The organism is Streptomyces tritici (genome assembly GCF_048500665.1).
Lineage (GTDB): Bacteria > Actinomycetota > Actinomycetes > Streptomycetales > Streptomycetaceae > Streptomyces > Streptomyces tritici.
This window is the reverse complement of the sequence record NZ_CP183183.1, coordinates 5,190,560-5,209,777: the sequence shown is the minus strand read 5'-3', so window position 1 is coordinate 5,209,777 and position 19,218 is coordinate 5,190,560. Positions and strand designations below refer to the sequence as shown.

Here is a 19,218-nt window from a genome sequence, read left to right as displayed (position 1 = left end):
CATCGGCTCCACCGCCCTCCCCCCGGGGTCACCCCCGGGCTATGCCCTCATCAGCTGCAGCCGCTGGTCGAGCCGCAGCCCTCGCAGATGTAGCAGGAGCCGGCGCGCTGCATCTTGGTGCCGCAGGAGAAGCAGAGCGGGGCGTCGGCCTGGATGCCCAGCTGCATCTCCACCAGTTCGGCGCTGGTGTGCGCCTGCTTCGGGGCGGGCTTGACCGCCTCGGCCTCGACCTTCGGCGTGGCGACGGCCTTCAGCTCCTGGGTGCGGGGCGCGGACTGGGCCAGGCCCTCGACGTCGACCTCGTCGTCGGCGGGCTCGTAGGAGCCCGTCTCCAGGTGACGCTGGCGCTCCTCGGCGGAGTGGATGCCGAGCGCCGAGCGCGTCTCGAAGGGCAGGAAGTCCAGCGCCAGGCGGCGGAAGATGTAGTCGACGATCGACTGCGCCATCCGCACGTCCGGGTCGTCCGTCATGCCGGCCGGCTCGAAGCGCATGTTGGTGAACTTCGAGACGTACGTTTCGAGCGGGACGCCGTACTGAAGGCCGACGGAGACGGCGATGGAGAAGGCGTCCATCATGCCCGCGAGGGTGGAGCCCTGCTTCGACATCTTCAGGAAGACCTCGCCGAGACCGTCGTCCGGGTAGGAGTTGGCGGTCATGTAGCCCTCGGCGCCACCGACGGTGAAGGAGGTGGTGATCCCCGGGCGGCCCTTCGGGAGGCGCTTGCGGACCGGGCGGTACTCGACGACCTTCTCGACGGCCTCGCGGATCGTCGCCTCGGTCTTCGCGGTCACCTCGGCCTTCTCGTCCTCCTTCTTCTTGGCGGAGAGCGGCTGGCCGACCTTGCAGTTGTCGCGGTAGATCGCGAGCGCCTTGACGCCGAGCTTCCAGGCCTCGTAGTAGATCTCCTCGACCTCCTCGACGGTCGCCGTCTCCGGCATGTTGACCGTCTTGGAGATCGCGCCGGAGATCCAGGGCTGGATCGCGGCCATCATGCGGACGTGGCCCATCGGGGAGATGGCGCGCTCGCCCATGGCGCAGTCGAAGACCTCGTAGTGCTCGGTCTTCAGGCCGGGCGCGTCGATCACATTGCCGTGCTCGGCGATGTGGGCGACGATCGCCTCGATCTGCTCCTCCTGGTAGCCCAGGCGGCGCAGGGCCTGCGGGACGGTGCCGTTGACGATCTGCATCGAGCCGCCGCCGACGAGCTTCTTGAACTTGACCAGGGCCAGGTCGGGCTCGACGCCGGTGGTGTCGCAGGACATCGCGAGACCGATGGTGCCGGTCGGGGCGAGCACGGACGCCTGGGAGTTACGGAAACCGTTCTTCTCGCCGAGGCGCAGGACGTCCTGCCAGGCCTCCGTGGCGGCGGCCCAGACCGGGGTGTCCAGGTCGTCCATGCGGACGGCCGTGCCGTTGGCGTCGGCGTGCTGCTTCATGACCCGGTTGTGGGCCTGGGCGTTGCGGGCGTAGCCGTCGTAGGTGCCGACGACGGCGGCCAGCTCGGCGGAGCGGCGGTAGGCGGTGCCGGTCATCAGGGAGGTGATGGCTCCGGCCAGGGCGCGGCCGCCGTTCGAGTCGTACGCGTGGCCGGTGGCCATCAGCAGGGCGCCGAGGTTGGCGTAGCCGATGCCGAGCTGGCGGAAGGCGCGGGTGTTCTCGCCGATCTTCTGGGTCGGGAAGTCCGCGAAGCAGATGGAGATGTCCATCGCGGTGATGACCAGCTCGACGACCTTCTGGAAGCGCTCGGTCTCGAAGGACTGCTTGCCCTTGCCGTCGTCCTTCAGGAACTTCATCAGGTTCAGCGAGGCCAGGTTGCAGGACGTGTTGTCCAGGTGCATGTACTCGCTGCACGGGTTCGACGCGGTGATCCGGCCGGACTCGGGGCAGGTGTGCCAGTTGTTGATGACGTCGTCGTACTGGATGCCCGGGTCGGCGCAGGCCCAGGCGGCCTCGGCGATCTTGCGGAAGAGCGCCTTGGCGTCGACCTCCTCGATGACCTCGCCGGTCATGCGGGCGCGCAGGCCGAACTTGCCGCCCGTCTCGACCGCCTTCATGAACTCGTCGTTCACGCGGACCGAGTTGTTGGCGTTCTGGTACTGGACGGACGTGATGTCGTCGCCGCCCAGGTCCATGTCGAAGCCCGCGTCGCGCAGGACGCGGATCTTCTCCTCCTCCTTGACCTTGGTCTCGATGAAGTCCTCGATGTCGGGGTGGTCGACGTCGAGCACGACCATCTTCGCGGCGCGGCGGGTGGCGCCACCGGACTTGATGGTGCCGGCGGAGGCGTCGGCGCCGCGCATGAAGGAGACCGGGCCGGAGGCGTTGCCGCCGGAGGAGAGCAACTCCTTGGAGGAGCGGATGCGGGAGAGGTTCAGGCCGGCGCCGGAGCCGCCCTTGAAGATCATGCCCTCTTCCTTGTACCAGTCGAGGATCGACTCCATGGAGTCGTCGACGGACAGGATGAAGCAGGCGGAGACCTGCTGGGGCTGCGGGGTGCCGACGTTGAACCAGACGGGGCTGTTGAAGCTGAAGATCTGGTGCAGGAGGGCGTAGGCCAGCTCGTGCTCGAAGATCTCGGCGTCGGCGGGCGAGGCGAAGTAGGCGTACTCCTCGCCGGCCTTCCGGTAGGTCTTCACGATGCGGTCGATCAGCTGCTTGAGGCTGACCTCGCGCTGCGGGGTGCCGACGGCCCCGCGGAAGTACTTGCTGGTGACGATGTTGACCGCGTTCACCGACCAGAAGTCGGGGAACTCGACGCCACGCTGCTCGAAGTTCACCGAGCCGTCGCGCCAGTTGGTCATGACGACGTCACGGCGCTCCCAGACCACCTCGTCGTACGGATGCACGCCGGGGGTGGTGTGGATGCGCTCGATGCGCAGGCCCTTGCCCGCCTTGGCCCCCTTGGCTCGGGAACCTCGTGCCGGACCGCTCGCCGTCTCTGTCATGCCGCCTCCCATATACGGGCAAAACACCCTGCGGCGCCCAGATAATCCCAGGGCACCATCTTCTGTACTGCGTTCTGTACTGCTGCCACGGACTCCGCGCTCACGACGCCCGGGGCTGGTCTCTGTGTCCGGCCGCGTCGCGGCCGGGTCGCCGGGTCCTGCTCGGCCCGGCGCCGCCGGATCAGTCGGCGGCGGTGGCGGGAACGGGGACCTCGGGGGTCGCGCCGCGCCCGTGTTCCTCAGCGGGAGGCCGCTCGCGGAGTTCCGCGATGGCGGCCTCGAAGTCCTCCAGGCTGTCGAAAGCCTTGTACACCGACGCGAAGCGCAGGTACGCGACGAGGTCGAGCTCCTGAAGCGGGCCGAGGATGGCCAGGCCCACGTCATGGGTGGTCAGCTCGGCGCTGCCGGTGGCGCGCACCGCCTCCTCGACCCGCTGGCCGAGCTGGGCGAGGGCGTCCTCGGTGACGGGCCGCCCCTGGCACGCCTTGCGCACGCCGGAGATGACCTTGGTGCGGCTGAAGGGCTCGGTGACGCCCGACCGCTTGATCACCATGAGTGACGCCGTCTCCACCGTGGTGAAGCGGCGGGAGCAGTCGGGGCACTGGCGCCGGCGTCGGATCGACGTCCCGTCGTCGGTGGTGCGACTGTCGACGACTCGGCTGTCGGGGTGCCTGCAGAAGGGGCAATGCACGACTTTCGACCCTCCCTCACGGCACGACTGAATAGCCTCACCAGGCCCGGTCAAGGCCCTCGAAGCAGCCACCAGCATAGGCGATGCACGCGCCCCCGAAAGACCGGGGACCACAACTTCTGGGTGGCCGTCAGCATCCAACCACTAGATCTGGTGTCGGTCGCCAATTTCGGAGCATGCGCGTGTCGCGCGCCGCTCGGGACGCCGGGAACACCGGGGATCGGCGAAGAGCGTACGGGAAGGGCCCGGCGGACCGGAAAGCGGGCTCCACGGACGGCCCAGCCGCCACGCCACCGCGGCGCGCCGGGCCACGGTTCCGCGACCGCCGGGTGCCACACTGACCCCGACCCCGCCCCTCCGCGGGCCGGACACGCTCGGTACCGTCGGGGCCGTGAGACCTGCGGGCGCGGGCCCGCATATACACCCAGTCACGTACAGGCGTAAGGCAATCCGCGTTTTTTCACTCGAACGTGTGTTTGGCGCAACCTTTCGAAAGCCACTACCGTTGTCCAGCTAGGGAGACCATTCGAGAGGGGCCGACGACGTGACCACCACCGCAGACAGTGCCACCATCACTGCCCAGGACCGCTCCCAGAGCCGATTCGAGCCGGTGCATGCCATGAACGACGCAGCCACGAACCCGGAAGGCTCCGAGCCGCCGCGCCCCGCGCGCTCGCTGCCAGGACGACCTCCCGGCATCCGGGCGGACAGCTCCGGACTCACGGACCGTCAGCGCCGGGTCATCGAGGTCATCCGGGACTCGGTCCAGCGGCGGGGCTACCCGCCGTCGATGCGTGAGATCGGCCAGGCGGTGGGTCTGTCCAGCACGTCGTCCGTGGCCCACCAGCTCATGGCTCTGGAGCGCAAGGGCTTCCTCCGGCGCGACCCGCACCGCCCGCGCGCCTACGAGGTCCGCGGCTCGGACCAGCCGAGCAGCCAGCCCACCGACACCACCGGCAAGCCGGCCGCCTCGTACGTCCCCCTGGTCGGCCGGATCGCGGCCGGCGGCCCCATCCTCGCCGAGGAGTCGGTCGAGGACGTCTTCCCCCTCCCCCGCCAGCTCGTCGGCGACGGAGAGCTGTTCGTGCTCAAGGTCGTCGGCGACTCCATGATCGAGGCCGCCATCTGCGACGGCGACTGGGTCACCGTCCGCCGCCAGCCCGTCGCCGAGAACGGCGACATCGTCGCCGCCATGCTGGACGGCGAGGCCACCGTGAAGCGCTTCAAGCGCGAGGACGGCCACGTCTGGCTGCTCCCGCACAACGCGGCGTACCAGCCCATCCCCGGCGACGAGGCGACCATCCTCGGCAAGGTGGTGGCCGTGCTCCGGCGGGTGTGACCTCACCCCGCCGGCTCCGACCGGGCCCCGGGACCCACTGCGCCGGTCCCGGGGCCCTGCTGTGCCCACGGCCTGTCGCCGGCGTCCGCCGCGGGCCCGCTCGGGGCCGCAGCGGAAGTGCCGTCCCTCAGGCCCCCGCCGCCTTCGAGGCGGCGTCGATCGCCGCCAGGGACTTGCGGACCTGGTTCCGGTCCGTCGTGTACCAGAAATCCGGCATCGACGCCTTCAGATAGCTGCCGTACCGCGCCGTGGCCAGCCGCGGGTCCAGTACGGCGACCACGCCCCGGTCCCCCGTCGCCCGGACGAGCCGGCCGGCGCCCTGCGCCATCAGCAGGGCCGCGTGCGTCGCCGCCACCGCCATGAAGCCGTTGCCGCCCGCCTCCTCCACGGCCTTCTGCCGGGCGCTCATCAGCGGGTCGTCCGGTCGCGGGAACGGGATCTTGTCCATCACGACCAGCTGACAGCTCGGCCCCGGCACGTCCACGCCCTGCCAGAGCGACAGCGTCCCGAACAGACACGTCTTCGGATCGGCCGCGAAGTTCTTGATCAGCTCGCCGAGGGTGTCCTCGCCCTGCAGCAGCACCGGGTACTCCGGGATCCTGCCGCGCAGCTCCTCCGCCGCCAGCTGGGCCGCCCGCATCGAGGAGAACAGCCCGAGCGTCCGTCCGCCCGCCGCCTGGATCAGCTCCGTGAGCTCGTCCAGCATGTCCGTGCGGTCGCCGTCCCGGGCCGGCTTGGCCAGGTGCTTGGCGACGTACATGATCCCCTGCTTCGGGTAGTCGAACGGCGAGCCGACGTCGATGCCCTTCCACACCGGCAGCTCGTCGCCCTGCGTCCCCTCCGGGGCGAGCCCGAGCGAGGCACCCACCCCGTTGAAGTCGCCGCCCAGCTTGAGCGTGGCCGAGGTCAGCACCACCGAACGATCCGCGAACAGCTTCTCCCGCAGCAGCCCGGAGACCGACAGCGGCGCGACCCGCAGCGAGGCCCCGAAGCGGTCGTGCCGCTCGTACCAGACCACGTCGTACTCCGAGCCCTGGGTGATCCGCTCGGCCACGCCGTGCACGGTCTCCACCGAGGCGAGGGCCTGCTTGCGCACGGCGTCCTCGTCCTGCACGGACTTGTCGCGCGTCGTGCCCAGGGCGCTGATCACATTGCGCGAGGCGTCCCGCAGCGCCATCAGCGCGTAGCCCAGGTCCTCCGGGATCTCCTCCAGGCGGCCGGGCAGGGCCAGCTCCATCAGGCGCTCGAAGCCCTCGGCGGCGGTCTGCAGCTGGTCCGCGATCTTCTCGTCCACCAGCTTCGCGGCCCGCTTGACCGCCCGGTTCACCTGGCCCGGGGTGAGCTCGCCGGTGGCGACCCCGGTCACCCGGGAGACCAGTTCGTGCGCCTCGTCGACGATCAGCACCTCGTGCTGCGGGAGCACCGGGGCGCCCTCGATGGCGTCGATGGCCAGCAGCGCGTGGTTGGTCACCACCACCTCGGCCAGCTTGGCGCGCTCCCGGGCCGCCTCGGCGAAGCACTCCGCCCCGTACGCGCACTTCGTCGCGCCCAGGCACTCGCGGGAGGCGACCGACACCTGCGCCCAGGCCCGGTCGGACACGCCCGGCGTCAGGTCGTCCCGGTCGCCGGTCTCCGTCTCGTCCGCCCAGTCCCGCAGCCGCAGCAGGTCCTGGCCCAGCTTGCTGGTCGGCGCGGCGGCCTCGAACGGGTCGAAGAGCCCGTCCTCCTCGTCCTGCGGGACGCCCTCGTGGAGGCGGTGCAGGCACAGATAGTTCGACCGCCCCTTGAGCATCGCGAACTCCGGACGGCGGCGCAGCTGCGGATGCAGCGCCTCCACCGTCCGGGGCAGGTCGCGCTCGACCAGCTGGCGCTGGAGCGCCAGCGTCGCCGTGGCGACGACCACCTTCTCCCCCTGCGCCAGCGCGGGCACCAGGTAGCCGAGGGACTTGCCGGTGCCGGTGCCGGCCTGCACCAGGAGGTGGGAGTTGCCGTCGATGGCTTCGGCGACCGCCTCGGCCATGGCGACCTGGCCGGGCCGCTCCACACCGCCGACGGCGGAGACGGCGGCGTGGAGGAGATCGGGGAGGGATGGCTTCGTCATAGCGCGACCAGCCTACGGGGCGGCACTGACACTCCGATCACACGCGCCCTTCCGCGAACGGGCGCGCGAACCGATCAGGCCAGTGGATTGGCGACGGTGCCGTGGACCGCCGCGTGCGGGCGCTCGGGCCGGTCCCGGTAGCCGTCCAGGTGCAGCCGGTTACGGTTCAGACAGAGCCGCTCGATCCGCGGGGCGAGCAGGTCGAAGAGCTCGAACCGCTCCTTCAGCTCGGGGAAGCGGGCCTGGTGGCGCAGGATCTCGTCGCGGACCAGCTCCCAGAATTCACCCTCCGGGACGTCGAGTTGCTCCTCGCAGAGCGGGGCGAGGTAGCGGAAGACGCCGACGAAGAGCCCGGAGTGGATGAACTGGGTGAGGAAGCCCGGCTCCTCCGTGAGCAGCACCGCCCGGACGTCGTCCGGCAGGGAGTCGTGCTCGGGCAGCGGCTGGGCGCTGATGTTCACGTCGTCCACGAAGTCCTTGATGGCCAGGCGTACGGGGACGTCCCGGTCGTCGTACACCACGATCGCGTTCTCGCCGTGCGGCGAGAAGACCGTGCCGTACCGGTAGAGGAAGTGCAGCAGCGGCGGGAGCAGAGCGGCGAAGAGCCGCCGGAGCCAGTCCCGGGGCGCGAGCCCGGAGCGGGCGACCAGCTCGGCGACGAAGGCCCGGCCGTCCGGGTCGGTGTGCAGCAGGGAGGCGAGGGTGCGGGCCCGCTCGCCCGGCGGCAGCCGGAGCGGCTCGCGCCAGATCGCGCCGAGCAGCTCCTTGTACTGGTACGGGACCTCCGGCAGCCGGTCGTACAGCGGATGCTCGACGGTCACCGAGGCGACCTCGCCGAGCAGGATCACCCCGCACTCGTCGCGCAGGAACGGGTCCCCGTCGCGCAGGGCGTGGACCCAGGCGGTGACGGCGGGCGCGGCGAGGGTGCGCTCGGTCGGCAGGCCGCGCCAGACGAGCGTGTTGAGCACGGACAGCGGGAGCTTCACGGTGTGCCGGTCGGGCCGGCTGGTGTTGAGGAAGGTGCGGACGGACTGCTGCGGGAGGCGCAGGTCGTCGTCGGCGGGCAGCGGGACGATCGAGCCGTCCGCGATCGCGGGGGCGAAGAGCGGGAGCAGGATCTCGTCCCACTGCCAGGGGTGGACGGGCAGCAGGAGGTACCGGGCGGGGTCCAGTCCGCGTCCGCGCAGCACGGCGTCGAAGCGGTCGCGGACGGCCGGGTCCAGTTCGCGCGTGTAGAGCCGGTCGGGCGTGGCCAGGGCATCGGTGCCGCGGTACCGGGCGAGCGTGCGGGCGACCGCGATCCAGGGCAGCCGGGCCGGGCTCCGGGCCTCGGGGCTCCAGCGGGCGGCGTCCGTGGCGGAGAAGCCGATGCGGCCCTTGTTGACGACGATCCAGGGGTGGCCGGTCTGGTGGCCTTCGAGCGCGGCGTAGTCGAGGTCGGCGAGCCGGGCGGCGTCGAGGGCGGTGTGGCCGAGGCGGGCGTCGGCGGCGAGGGTGGTGGTGAGCTCGCGGATGAGGTGGCCGAGGGTCGCCCCGTCGAGGCCGAGGGCCTGGCGGGAGCGGACCAGGAAGTCCAGCGGGTCGGTGAGGGGCCGGCCGTCGCGGGTGACCGAACCGGGGTCCACGCCCCAGTGGCCGTAGGCGCCGCGGCGGGCGGCGAAGGCGAGCGTGGAGTCGTCGTCGAGGCGGAGGGTGTACGTGCCGGGGCCGGAGGGGCGCGGTTCGAGGATCTCCTCGTAGGCGAACTCGCCGATCATCTTGGCGAGGAGCCGGGCGGCGGCCCGCGTCCAGGCCTCCGGATTGAGCTCGGGCGGGGCGAGCAGCGGCGTGGGCGGGGGTGTGGAGTCGTGGGTGGCAGGGGACGTCGGCACGGGGACTCCTCAAGGTATGGACCGCTGTGGACAGGGCGGTGTGTGCACGTCGGGGGTTCGGTTCACAGCACGTGGCGGAGGGCGCGGTCGCGGACCATGAGCGCGGCGCGCTTGTCGGGGAGCTCCAGTTCCGCGGCGTAGCGGAATCCGGCGCTCAGGAAGGCGGAGACGGACGGGGTGTTGCGGACGTCCGGTTCGGCGACGACGCGGGTGCAGCGCGGGCGGTGGTCGAGGACGAGGTCGGCGACGGCCCGCAGCAGGAGGGTGCCGAGGCCGCGGCCCCGGTCGGCTCCGCCACCGATGAGCAGGTGCACGCCGGTGTCGTGCGGGCGGGCCGGGTAGTGCCGGGCCAGCGGGTCGAGGTCGGCGCGGTAGAGCTCGAAGTAGCTCATGGGCGTGCCGTCGAGCACGCCGAGGCAGGGCACGCTGCGGCCGTCGCCGTCGAGTTGGGCCGCGAGGTGCTCGGCGGTGACGGACTCGGGTCCGGCGAGCTCCCAGAAGGCGTCGACGGCGGGATCGTTCATCCAGCGGGCGACGGTCCGCAGGTCGCGGTCGAGCCGTACGGGGGCGAGACGGAAGGTACCGGCGAGGGTCGTGGCCGCGCCCCAGGCGCCGACCGAGTCGAGCAGGTCGTCGGCCTGGGGCGGACGGGACCGGGGCGGACCGGACCGCGGCGGACCGGACTCGGGCCGGCGGTCCGCCCGGCCCGCTCCGGGCGCGCCGGGCTCGGCCGGTCCGTCCGCGGTGTCCGCGAGCAGGGCGAGGAAGCCCGCGGGGAGCCGCAGTTCCAGCGTGGTGTCGTCGGCGCCCGCGGGGGACGGCGGACGGGGCGGGGCTCCGGTGCCGGTGCGCGCATCGGTGGGAGGCATGGGCGCTCTCCTCTCGGCGGGGGACAGAGGGTGGGGTCAGGAGCGGAGCGGGTTGGCGACGGTGACGTACACGGACTGGGTGTCGACGGGGCCGACGAGTTCGTCGAGTCCGTGCAGCCGGGTCAGCAGGTTGGCCTTGCAGCGCAGCGTCGCGGCCTCCAGGAGGCGGTGCGGCAGCGGCGAGCCCAGGCCGGTGACGGTGCCGAGGAACTGGCGGCACGCGGCGAGCAGGACGCGCTCGTCGGCGAGCCGCTGGGCGCCGAACGCGCCGATCAGGCCGAGGACGTTGTTGATCCCGAGGTAGTACGCGAAGCGCTCGTCGGTGACCTGGTCGGAGACGAAGGTGTCGCTGACGGTGCCGATGCCGGGCAGGCGCTTGTCCAGCTCGTCGCGGTGCGACTCGCGGAAGTAGTAGCCCTGGTTGTCCCGGTAGCGGCCGCCGACCGGCCAGCCGTCGGCGTCGAGCAGGACGAGGGTGTTCTGCTGGTGCGCCTCCAGGGCCACGCCGGCAGCGCCGTCGAGCCAGAGCACGGGGCGGACGACCTGGTCGAGGTAGCGCAGGAACCACTCGGCGGCGACGGCCCCGGTGGGCCGGCCGGTGCGCGCGGCGAGGCGGATGACCAGGTCGGCCAGGCGGGAGCGCATCCGGGTGCTGCCGGGCCAGGGGCGCGGGGCGGTGAGCGAGGCGATGCAGACGGCGTCGTCGTCCGGGCCGAAGGGGTTGTGGCGGATCATCACGTCGAACCCGGGGATCGGTTCGCCGTCGGCGCCGTCCACGGCGAGCCAGGCGGGGTCGCGGACGATGTCGAAGCCGGGGTGGGCGGCCTGCCACTGCTCGGCGAGTCCGGTGCGCAGCAGCCGGTGGACCTCGACGCCGCGGTGGAGTTCCTTGCGGAGGTTCTCCCGGCGGGAGTTGGTGATCCGCACGCCGAGCGAGAGCTTGAGCATGGCGCGGGCGTCGGGGCGGTGCACGGTGCGCACCGAGGAGGTGGGGTGCCAGGGCCGGCCGTACGGGCCGAGGTCGTGGACGAGTCCGGCGTCGAGGAGTTCGGCGACGGCGGGGCGGTGCCGCAGTTCGCGGGCCTGCCAGGGGTGCAGCGGCAGCGGGACGGTTCCCTCGGGGACGGGCAGGCCCTCGGCGAAGCCGGTGGCGAGGCGTGCGGCGGAGACGGGGCGGCCCTGTTCGGTCCAGGCCGAGTCGGTGGCGAGGACGGTGCGGTCGACGGCCATCCAGTGGAGCGGGAAGGCGCCGTGGAGTTCCGGCGAGTAGAGCCGGGCCTCGGAGTCGGAGAGTCCTTCGCGGCTCTTCGGGGTGGGGTGCAGGGGGTGGCCGAGGAGCAGGGACTGCTCGGCGGCGAGGAAGGGGTCGGCGGCCGGGGGCGGCCCGGGCCGGCGCCGTCGCTCGGCGATGAACCCGGCGGTGCGGCGTACGGAGTCGGCGACGCGGCCGACGAGGTCGGCGCCCTCGGGGCGGCCGCTCTCGCGGCTGAGGAGCGCGGCGACGGTGACGGCGTCGACGGGCGCTGCGCTGCGCGGGGCGCCGTCCAGGACGGGCGCGCCGAAGCGGTGCCAGCCGGTGGGCGACCAGTACCGGACGGGGACGAGCAGGGCGGTGCCGCTGGCGTCGAGCGGGATGCGCAGGGTGTCGCCGGGTGCGGGGAGGTTCTTCTCGCGGGTCCAGCAGCGCAGCAGGTTCTCGACGGCGGCGGCGTCGGCGGCGCGGTCGTGGTCGGGATGGTCGAGCAGGTCGTCGCCGAGCGCGGCGGACGCCTGCACCACGGCGGGCGCGGGCGGTTCGGCGGGCTCCGGCGGTTCGGGCGCGGGCGGTTCGGCGGTGGCCGTGGGCCGGGGGTCGTACGGGCCGTGGTGCTGGCGCGGGACGGTGGCCACGTCGACGGCGAGCGTGCCGCGGCCGGCGACGGGGGGACGGGCGTCGGGCGCTTCGGGTGCGGGACTGGCGTTCACGGGGCTTCCTTGGGCTGGGGCCGGGTTCGGTCCGGTTCGGTCCGGGGGCGGGGGGAGGTACCGGTGTCGGTCCGGTGCCGCCGGCCGCGCTCGGCGGCGGCCAGGGCGTCGGCGAACCGGTCGAGGACGGCCCCGGCCTGTTCGTCGGTGAGGGTGAGCGGGGGCAGGAGCCGGACCACGGAGCTGTACCGGCCGCCGAGTTCGACGATCAGCCCGCGCTCCAGGCAGGCCTGCTGGACGGCGGCGGCCAGGGCGGGCGCGGGCGGTGGCACGGCGTCGCCGACGGGGTCCGAGGCGCGGGGGCGCTCGGCCTCCGGGTCGACGAGTTCGACGCCGATCATCAGGCCCCGGCCGCGTACGTCGCCGATGCAGGGGTGGGCGGCGGCCAGGCCCTGGAGGGCGCCCAGCATGCGTGCGCCGAGGGTGGCCGCGCGCTCGGCGAGCCGGTTCTCGCGTACGTACGCGAGGGTGGCCGCGCCGGCGGCCATGGCCAGTTGGTTGCCGCGGAAGGTGCCGGCGTGGGCGCCCGGTTCCCAGGCGTCGAGAGTCGACTTGTAGACCACGACGGCGAGCGGCAGGGAGCCGCCGATGGCCTTGGACATGACCATGACGTCGGGCACCACGCCGCTGTGCTCGACGGCCCAGAACGCGCCGGTGCGGCCGACGCCGGTCTGCACCTCGTCGGCGATGAGCGGGATGCCGCGCTCCTCGGTGATCCGGCGCATCCGGCGCATCCAGGCGTCGGGCGCGGGGATGACGCCGCCCTCGCCCTGGACGGGTTCGAGGATCATCGCGGCCGGTGTGCCGGTGCCGCTCTTGGGGTCGTCGAGGAGGTTCTCGGTCCAGCGCGCCCCGAGTTCGGCCCCGCGCTCGCCGCCGACGCCGAACGGACAGCGGTAGTCCTGCGGGTACGGAAGCCGGGTGACGCGTACGTCGGGGGCGCCGCCGGAGGCGTCGAGGGCGCCCGCCGTCATGCCGTGGTACGCGCCGGTGAAGGCGAGCAGTCCGCTGCGGCCGGTGGCGGTGCGGACCAGTTTGAGGGCGGCCTCGACGGCGTCGGTGCCGGCCGGGCCGCAGAACTGGATGCGCGCGTCGTCGGCGAGCGGGCCGGGCAGGGTGGCGAACAGTTCGGTGGTGAAGGCGTCCTTGACCGGGGTGGCCAGGTCGAGGACGTGGAGCGGGGCTCCGGAGTCGATGACCTTCTTGATGGCCTCCAGGACCACCGGGTGGTTGTGGCCCAGGGCGAGGGTGCCGGCGCCCGACAGGCAGTCGAGGTAGCGCCGGCCGTCGGCGCCCTCGATGGTCAGGCCCCGGGCGCGGACCGGGACGATGGGCAGGGAGCGCGCGTAGGTCCGGGCCGCGGACTCGCGCAGCGACTGGCGCCGCAGGATGCCCTCGTACCCCTCGCGGGTCTCCGCTCGCGCCGGCGCGTTCCCCCCGCGTGGGTGCGGACGTACCGCCGGAGCTGGTTCGGTCACGGCCACGGTGTCGCGTCCTCCGCTGTCACAGTTGCGTTGCACATCGCTGTGTCCCCCGTACGTACCAACGACGCGGACTGCCGGGGGCCACGGCCCGGGGGCAACTTCCTGGGACCGTCCGGAACCGTGGACCGGGCGGGAACCGTCCCCACCGGCGCGGGCATAGTGGGGCCCTGCATTTGTCGACGTCGTCCCAGGGGGATCACTTCATGCGACCGATTCGTCCGCTGCTGGCCGCAGCCTCCGCCGTCGCGGCGCTGGCGCTGACGGCCACCGCCTGCGGCCCGACCGAGGAGAACGCGCAGAACAAGCCCAGCGCGTCGGCCCCGGCCCCGGGCACCGAGAAGATCCAGATCCCGCAGGACCTGAAGGACCGGCTCAAGGAGCACGGCATCGATCTGGACAAGTGGCGGAACGGGGAGTGGAAGAACTGGGACCGCGAGAAGTGGCTCCGTGAGGCCAAGGACTACGTCAACCCGATCATCGAGGACCTCTGGGACGCGGACCGGATGCGGGACGCCGAGCGGCCCGACAAGCCGGTCGAGGAGGAGGACATCTCCGGCGACGCGGGCGTCACCGACCCGACGCCGCGGCCGGTGCTGGCGCGGAAGGTGAAGACGCCGTACCACGACAACGCGCCGGAGGCCGGGAAGGTCTTCTTCGACGGTCCCGAGGGCTCGATGGTCTGCTCCGCCACGGTGATCCAGGACCCGGCGCACCCGGGCAAGTCCAACCTGGTGTGGACGGCGGGGCATTGCGTGCACGCGGGCAAGAAGGGCGGCTGGTACCGCAACATCGTCTTCGTGCCCTCGTACAACGACGCCGGCCTGCCGACCTCGGAGCTGAAGAAGGCCTCGCGCGAGCAGGTCGCTCCCTACGGCGTGTGGTGGGGCGACTGGGCGAAGACCTCCGAGCAGTGGATCGCCCAGGGCGCGGCGACCGGCGGCCAGGGCGCGCCGTACGACTTCGCGGTCATCCATGTGACCCCGGAGAAGGGCAGCGGCGGCAAGTCGCTGGAGGAGACGGTCGGTTCGGCGCTGCCGGTGGAGTTCAACGCCCCCGCGGTGCCGAAGATCGCCTCGATGACGGCGACCGGCTACCCGGCGGCGCCGCCGTACGACGGGCAGAAGCTGCTGCAGTGCAAGGACAAGCCGGGCCGCCTGACCCTCAAGGCCGACCAGCCGACGATGTACCGGATCGGCTGCACGATGACCGGCGGCTCGTCCGGCGGCGGCTGGGTCGCCACGGGCAAGGACGGCAGGCCGGCGCTCGTGTCCAACACCTCCATCGGTCCGGTGACGGCGGGCTGGCTGGCCGGTCCGCGGCTGGGCAAGGAGGCGAAGGCGATCTTCGAGTCGGTCAGCGCGAAGTACGCGGGCCGGTAAACGCCCGGCCGGTGAAAGATCGGTGAAAGAGGCGGCCCCGGGCCGGGCCCAGTGGCTCGGGGCCTCGCCCGGCCCGGCATACTGGGCGCCAAATCATGACGCGTCCATGGCATTCAGACGCGCGCACGTCTTCTCAGGGGGATTTCGACTCATGCGTTCCGTACGTCCGCTGCCGGCGATACTCGTCGGCGGCCTGGCCCTGACGCTGGCGTTCACCGCCACCGCCTGCGGCCCCACCGAACCGCCCGCCGACAAGCCCGCCGCCGGGGCGTCCAGCCCGGCCGCCGGCGGCGAGGGCGGCGGCGCCACGCTCCCGAAGGACCTGGCCGACAAGCTGAAGAAGCACGGTCTGGACCCGGAGGAGTGGAAGAACGGCGCCTGGAAGAACTGGGACAAGGAGACCTGGCTCCGCGAGGCCCAGGACTTCGTCAACCCGGTGATCGAGGGGCTCTGGGACACCGAGCGCATGAAGTCGGCGAAGAGCCCCGACCCGGAGTTCACGGCCCAGGCGGGCAGCACGGGCGGCGTGACCGACCCGACCCCGCGCGCGGTCCGCGCGCAGCGGGAGAAGACGCCGTACCACAAGAACGCGGCGCCGGTCGGCAAGATCTTCTTCGACACCCCGCAGGGCTCGGCGGTCTGCTCCGGCACGATCGTGAAGGACCCGCGGCGGCCCGGCAAGTCCAACCTGGTCTGGACGGCGGGCCACTGCGTGCACGCCGGCCAGAAGGGCGGCTGGTACCGCAACATCACCTTCGTCCCGGCCTTCAACGACCTCGGCAAGTCGGCCGCGGCGCTGAACAACGCCAAGCCGCACGAGGTCGCGCCGTACGGCCAGTACTGGGCCGACTGGGCCGTGACCTCGGGCGACTGGATCAACCGCGGCGGCACCAACGCGGCCTGGCCGTACGACTACGCCGTGCTGCACGTGAAGCCGGAGCGCGGCCGCAAGTCCCTGGAGGAGACCGTCGGCGTCGCGCTGCCGATCGACTTCTCCGCTCCGACGACGGCCCAGGCGGGCTACATGGGCGCCTGGGGCTACCCGGCGGCCCCGCCGTACAACGGCCTGATCATGCACAAGTGCATCGACCGGCCGACCCGTCTGTCCACCGCCCCGGCCACGCCGACGATGTACCGCATCGGCTGCACCATGACCGGCGGCTCGTCCGGCGGCGGCTGGATCCGCACCATGCCGAACGGCAAGCCGGCGCTGGTGTCGAACACCTCGATCGGCCCGGCCGGCAGCAACGGCTGGCTCGCCGGTCCGCAGCTCGGCCGCGGCGCCAAGGACGCGCACGACATGGTCAGCAAGAAGTTCGCCCGCTGACCTCGGGCCCGCCCGGGCACGACGCACACACGAAGGCCCCGCTTCCTCCTCGCGAGGGGGAAGCGGGGCCTTCCGCTGTTCTGCTCCGGTCTGCGGGGCGTCAGTGCGCGGCGGGGACGAACGGCGCGAGCATCGCCGCCAGTTCCTCGTGCACCCGGGCCTTGAGCAGCGTGCCCTCCGGCGTGTGCTCTTCCGAGAGCAGCTCGCCCTCGGCGTGCACCCGCGAGACCAGCCCGCCCTGGGTGTACGGCACGAGCACCTCGATCTCGACCTGCGGGCGCGGCAGTTCGGCGTCGATCAGCGCGAGCAGCCGGTCGATGCCCTCGCCCGTACGGGCGGAGACCGCGATGGCGTGCTTCTCGATGCGCAGCAGGCGCTGCAGCACCAGCGGATCGGCCGCGTCCGCCTTGTTGACGACGACGATCTCGGGCACGTCGACCGCGCCGACGTCCCGGAACACCTCGCGCACGGCGGCCAGCTGCTCCTCCGGGGCGGGGTGCGAGCCGTCCACCACGTGGAGGATCAGGTCGGAGTCGCCGACCTCCTCCATGGTGGAGCGGAACGCCTCGACCAGGTGGTGCGGCAGGTGCCGGACGAAGCCGACGGTGTCGGCCAGGGTGTACACCCGGCCGCCGGGCGTCTCCGCGCGGCGGACGGTCGGGTCGAGGGTGGCGAACAGCGCGTTCTCCACCAGCACGCCCGCGCCGGTCAGCCGGTTCAGCAGGGACGACTTGCCCGCGTTGGTGTAGCCGGCGATCGCCACCGACGGCACCTTGTTCCGCCGGCGCTCCTGGCGCTTGATGTCGCGGCCGGTCTTCATCTCCGCGATCTCCCGGCGCATCTTCGCCATCTTCTCGCGGATCCGACGCCGGTCGGTCTCGATCTTGGTCTCACCGGGACCACGGGTGGCCATGCCGCCGCCACCGCCGCCGCCCATCTGCCGGGAGAGCGACTGACCCCAGCCGCGCAGCCGCGGCAGCATGTACTGCATCTGCGCGAGCGCGACCTGGGCCTTGCCCTCTCGGGACTTGGCGTGCTGGGCGAAGATGTCGAGGATCAGGGCGGTCCGGTCGACCACCTTGACCTTGACGACGTCTTCGAGGTGGATGAGCTGGCCGGGGCTGAGCTCACCGTCGCAGACCACCGTGTCCGCGCCGGTCTCGAGCACGATGTCACGCAGTTCGTTCGCCTTGCCGGAGCCGATGTAGGTGGCCGGGTCCGGCTTGTCGCGGCGCTGGATCACGCCGTCGAGTACGAGGGCGCCCGCCGTCTCGGCGAGGGCCGCGAGCTCCGCGAGGGAGTTCTCCGCGTCCTGCACCGTCCCCGAGGTCCACACGCCGACGAGCACCACGCGCTCCAGGCGCAGCTGCCGGTACTCGACCTCGGTGACGTCCTCGAGCTCGGTGGAGAGGCCCGCCACGCGGCGCAGCGCGGCCCGGTCGGAGCGGTCGAACTGGTCGCCGTCCCGCTCTCCGTCGATCTCGTGGCTCCAGGCGACGTCCTCTTCCATCAGGGCATCGGCCCGAAGGCTCTCGGTGCGGCTGGTGTCCGCGAAGCTCTGCTCGTCCTGGGAAGGGGATGAAGAGGAGGTCATTGGATCCTTTACGTCGATGGAAGTCGTTACGTCGATCACAACGGGTCACGGCCCGGAAAGATTCCCGGCCGTCCGGCCGCGTCGCCGACCCGACGATGGTGACACGGCCGGACGGCGGGCGTCATCCCGGTTTCGCGGCGGTGGCGGGCGCGCTGCGCCAGTCGGGGTGGCCGGGCATGGGCGGGGTCTTCTCGCCGTACAGCCAGGCCCGGAAGAACGCGGTGAGGTCGCGGCCGGCGAGTTCCCCGGCGAGACGGACGAAGTCGTCGGTGCCGGCCGTGCCGTCCTTGTGGTCCGCGACCCAGCGCCGCTCCAGCTCCTCGAAGGTCTCCTTGCCGATCTCCTGGCGCAGGGCGTAGAGCACCAGCGCGCTGCCGTCGTAGACCACGGGCCGGAACAGGCTGATCTTCTGGCCCGGGGCGGGCGGCTCGGGGGCGGCCGGCGGGCCGCCGTTCGCGCGCCAGCGGTCGGAGGAGGCGTACGCGGCCTTCATGCGCCGCTCCAGGGACTGGCCGGCCTTCTCGTCGGCGTACAGGGCCTCGTACCAGCTGGCGTGTCCCTCGTTGAGCCACAGGTCCGACCAGCGGCGCGGGGTGACGCTGTCGCCGAACCACTGGTGGGCGAGCTCGTGCACCATGATCGCCTCCACCAGCCAGGCGGGGAAGCGCTCGTCGGTGAAGAGCCGGCGCTCGAAGAGGGAGAGCGTCTGGGTCTCCAGCTCGAAGCCGGTCTCGGCGTCGGCGACGAGGACGCCGTAGTTCTCGAAGGGGTACCGGCCGACCTTGGCCTCCATCCACTCCATCTGCTCCGGCGTCTTGCGCAGCCAGGGCTCCAGGAGCTTCGCGTCGGCCGCCGGCACCACGTCCCGCACCGGCAGGCCGTGCGGTCCGGTGCGGTGCAGGACCTTGGAGCGGCCGATGGACACCTGGGCGAGTTCGGTGGCCATGGGGTGGGTGGTGCGGTACGTCCAGGTGGTGGTGGCGCCGTCCTCGGTGCGCTCGACGGGCAGGCCGTTGGCCACGGCGGTGAGCTCGCTGGGCGCGGTGACGCGGAAGGTGAAGTACGCCTTGTCGGCGGGGTGGTCGTTGGAGGGGAAGACCCGGTGGGCGGCGTCGGCCTGGTTGGCCATGGCCAGGCCGTCGGAGGTGCGCACCCAGCCGCCGGCCTCGCCGGGTCCGGACGGGTCGCTGGTGTGGCTGACCGTGATGTCCAGGGTGTCGCCGCTCTCGATGCGCTCCTTGGGTGTGATCACCAGGTCCTCGCCGCGGGTCGTGTACGCGGCGGGGGCGCCGTTGACGCGGACCGCGCCGACCGTGCCGTGCGTGAAGTCGAGGTTGAGCCGGTCGAGGTCCTCGGTGGCGACGGCCTGGATGCCGGTGACCGCCTTCAAGGGCTCGGTGTTCCGGCACGGGTAGGTGAGGTCGAGCTCGTAGGCGAGGACGTCGTAGCCCGGGTTGCCGAGGTGCGGGAAGAGCGGGTCGCCGATGCCGAGCGGGCCGGGCGCCGGCAGGGCGGCGGCGACCAGGCCGGCGGAGGCGGCGGCGAGCACGGCGGCCCGCAGCAGCCGGCGGCGGCGTACGGAGGGTCGGGGGGTGAGCTGCATGGATTACCGCTACCAGGGCGCCGACCGGCGCCCGGGGCGGCGCGCGCACC

The 19,218-nt window shown here is 72.4% G+C and carries 12 protein-coding genes; 3 read left to right on the top strand and 9 right to left on the bottom strand.

Annotated features, from left to right (window positions below; all coding sequences use genetic code 11):
• Positions 1 to 50 precede the first annotated feature (50 nt).
• On the bottom strand, positions 51 to 2,945 hold the full coding sequence (locus tag ACNJ93_RS24190; protein ID WP_418959525.1) for a vitamin B12-dependent ribonucleotide reductase: 2,895 nt from the start codon (positions 2,943 to 2,945) through the stop codon (positions 51 to 53).
• A gap of 181 nt (positions 2,946 to 3,126) precedes the next feature.
• On the bottom strand, positions 3,127 to 3,636 hold the full coding sequence (gene nrdR, locus ACNJ93_RS24185) for a transcriptional regulator NrdR (protein ID WP_418959524.1): 510 nt from the start codon (positions 3,634 to 3,636) through the stop codon (positions 3,127 to 3,129).
• A gap of 544 nt (positions 3,637 to 4,180) precedes the next feature.
• On the opposite strand from nrdR, the gene lexA reads away from it, so the two are divergent.
• Entirely contained in the window at positions 4,181 to 4,975 is a 795-nt protein-coding gene (gene lexA, locus ACNJ93_RS24180; protein ID WP_418959523.1) for a transcriptional repressor LexA, read from the top strand.
• Between the two features lie 127 nt (positions 4,976 to 5,102).
• Here lexA and ACNJ93_RS24175 read toward each other — a convergent pair whose 3' ends face one another.
• From ACNJ93_RS24175 to ACNJ93_RS24155, 5 genes are all read right to left on the bottom strand, one after another.
• Entirely contained in the window at positions 5,103 to 7,076 is a 1,974-nt protein-coding gene (locus ACNJ93_RS24175; RefSeq protein WP_418959522.1) for an ATP-dependent DNA helicase, read from the bottom strand.
• A 74-nt stretch (positions 7,077 to 7,150) separates the two neighbouring features.
• Positions 7,151 to 8,947: an IucA/IucC family protein gene (locus tag ACNJ93_RS24170; protein WP_418959521.1), complete on the bottom strand. Its 1,797-nt coding sequence runs from the start codon at positions 8,945 to 8,947 to the stop codon at positions 7,151 to 7,153.
• 62 nt (positions 8,948 to 9,009) lie between these two features.
• A complete protein-coding gene (locus ACNJ93_RS24165) occupies positions 9,010 to 9,816 on the bottom strand; it encodes a GNAT family N-acetyltransferase (protein WP_418959520.1) in 807 nt (268 codons plus the stop codon).
• A gap of 36 nt (positions 9,817 to 9,852) precedes the next feature.
• Positions 9,853 to 11,781 carry an IucA/IucC family protein gene (locus ACNJ93_RS24160; protein WP_418959519.1) on the bottom strand — a complete coding sequence of 643 codons (1,929 nt, stop codon included), beginning with the start codon at positions 11,779 to 11,781 and terminating at the stop codon, positions 9,853 to 9,855.
• Complete coding sequence (locus ACNJ93_RS24155; protein WP_418959518.1) at positions 11,778 to 13,265, bottom strand: diaminobutyrate--2-oxoglutarate transaminase family protein; 1,488 nt, start codon at positions 13,263 to 13,265, stop codon at positions 11,778 to 11,780. The genes ACNJ93_RS24160 and ACNJ93_RS24155 overlap by 4 nt, the downstream gene beginning before the upstream one ends.
• Positions 13,266 to 13,468: 203 nt before the next feature.
• Between ACNJ93_RS24155 and ACNJ93_RS24150 the strand changes: the two genes are divergently transcribed.
• Both ACNJ93_RS24150 and ACNJ93_RS24145 read left to right on the top strand, forming a co-directional pair.
• Positions 13,469 to 14,644: a trypsin-like serine peptidase gene (locus tag ACNJ93_RS24150; protein ID WP_418959517.1), complete on the top strand. Its 1,176-nt coding sequence runs from the start codon at positions 13,469 to 13,471 to the stop codon at positions 14,642 to 14,644.
• Between the two features lie 151 nt (positions 14,645 to 14,795).
• Positions 14,796 to 15,971, top strand: a complete 1,176-nt coding sequence (locus ACNJ93_RS24145; protein WP_418959516.1) for a trypsin-like serine peptidase — start codon at positions 14,796 to 14,798, stop codon at positions 15,969 to 15,971.
• 100 nt (positions 15,972 to 16,071) lie between these two features.
• Here the strand turns inward: ACNJ93_RS24145 and hflX are convergent, their stop codons facing one another.
• The gene (gene hflX / locus ACNJ93_RS24140; protein WP_418959515.1) at positions 16,072 to 17,565 is read right to left on the bottom strand and encodes a GTPase HflX; all 1,494 of its coding nucleotides are present in this window, start codon (positions 17,563 to 17,565) and stop codon (positions 16,072 to 16,074) included.
• Between the two features lie 121 nt (positions 17,566 to 17,686).
• Positions 17,687 to 19,168, bottom strand: coding sequence for a M1 family metallopeptidase (locus ACNJ93_RS24135; protein WP_418959514.1), 1,482 nt, complete (start codon positions 19,166 to 19,168; stop codon positions 17,687 to 17,689).
• Between the last annotated feature and the right edge of the window lie 50 nt (positions 19,169 to 19,218).

Bases quoted from the DNA above. Each gene is read 5' to 3' on its own strand.
- ACNJ93_RS24145 (WP_418959516.1), top strand. From the start codon at position 14,796: ATGCGTTCCGTACGTCCGCTGCCGGCGATACTCGTCGGCGGCCTGGCC.
- ACNJ93_RS24150 (WP_418959517.1), top strand. From the start codon at position 13,469: ATGCGACCGATTCGTCCGCTGCTGGCCGCAGCCTCCGCCGTCGCGGCG.
- hflX (WP_418959515.1), bottom strand. From the start codon at position 17,565: ATGACCTCCTCTTCATCCCCTTCCCAGGACGAGCAGAGCTTCGCGGAC.
- ACNJ93_RS24165 (WP_418959520.1), bottom strand. From the start codon at position 9,816: ATGCCTCCCACCGATGCGCGCACCGGCACCGGAGCCCCGCCCCGTCCG.
- ACNJ93_RS24135 (WP_418959514.1), bottom strand. From the start codon at position 19,168: ATGCAGCTCACCCCCCGACCCTCCGTACGCCGCCGCCGGCTGCTGCGG.
- ACNJ93_RS24190 (WP_418959525.1), bottom strand. From the start codon at position 2,945: ATGACAGAGACGGCGAGCGGTCCGGCACGAGGTTCCCGAGCCAAGGGG.
- ACNJ93_RS24175 (WP_418959522.1), bottom strand. From the start codon at position 7,076: ATGACGAAGCCATCCCTCCCCGATCTCCTCCACGCCGCCGTCTCCGCC.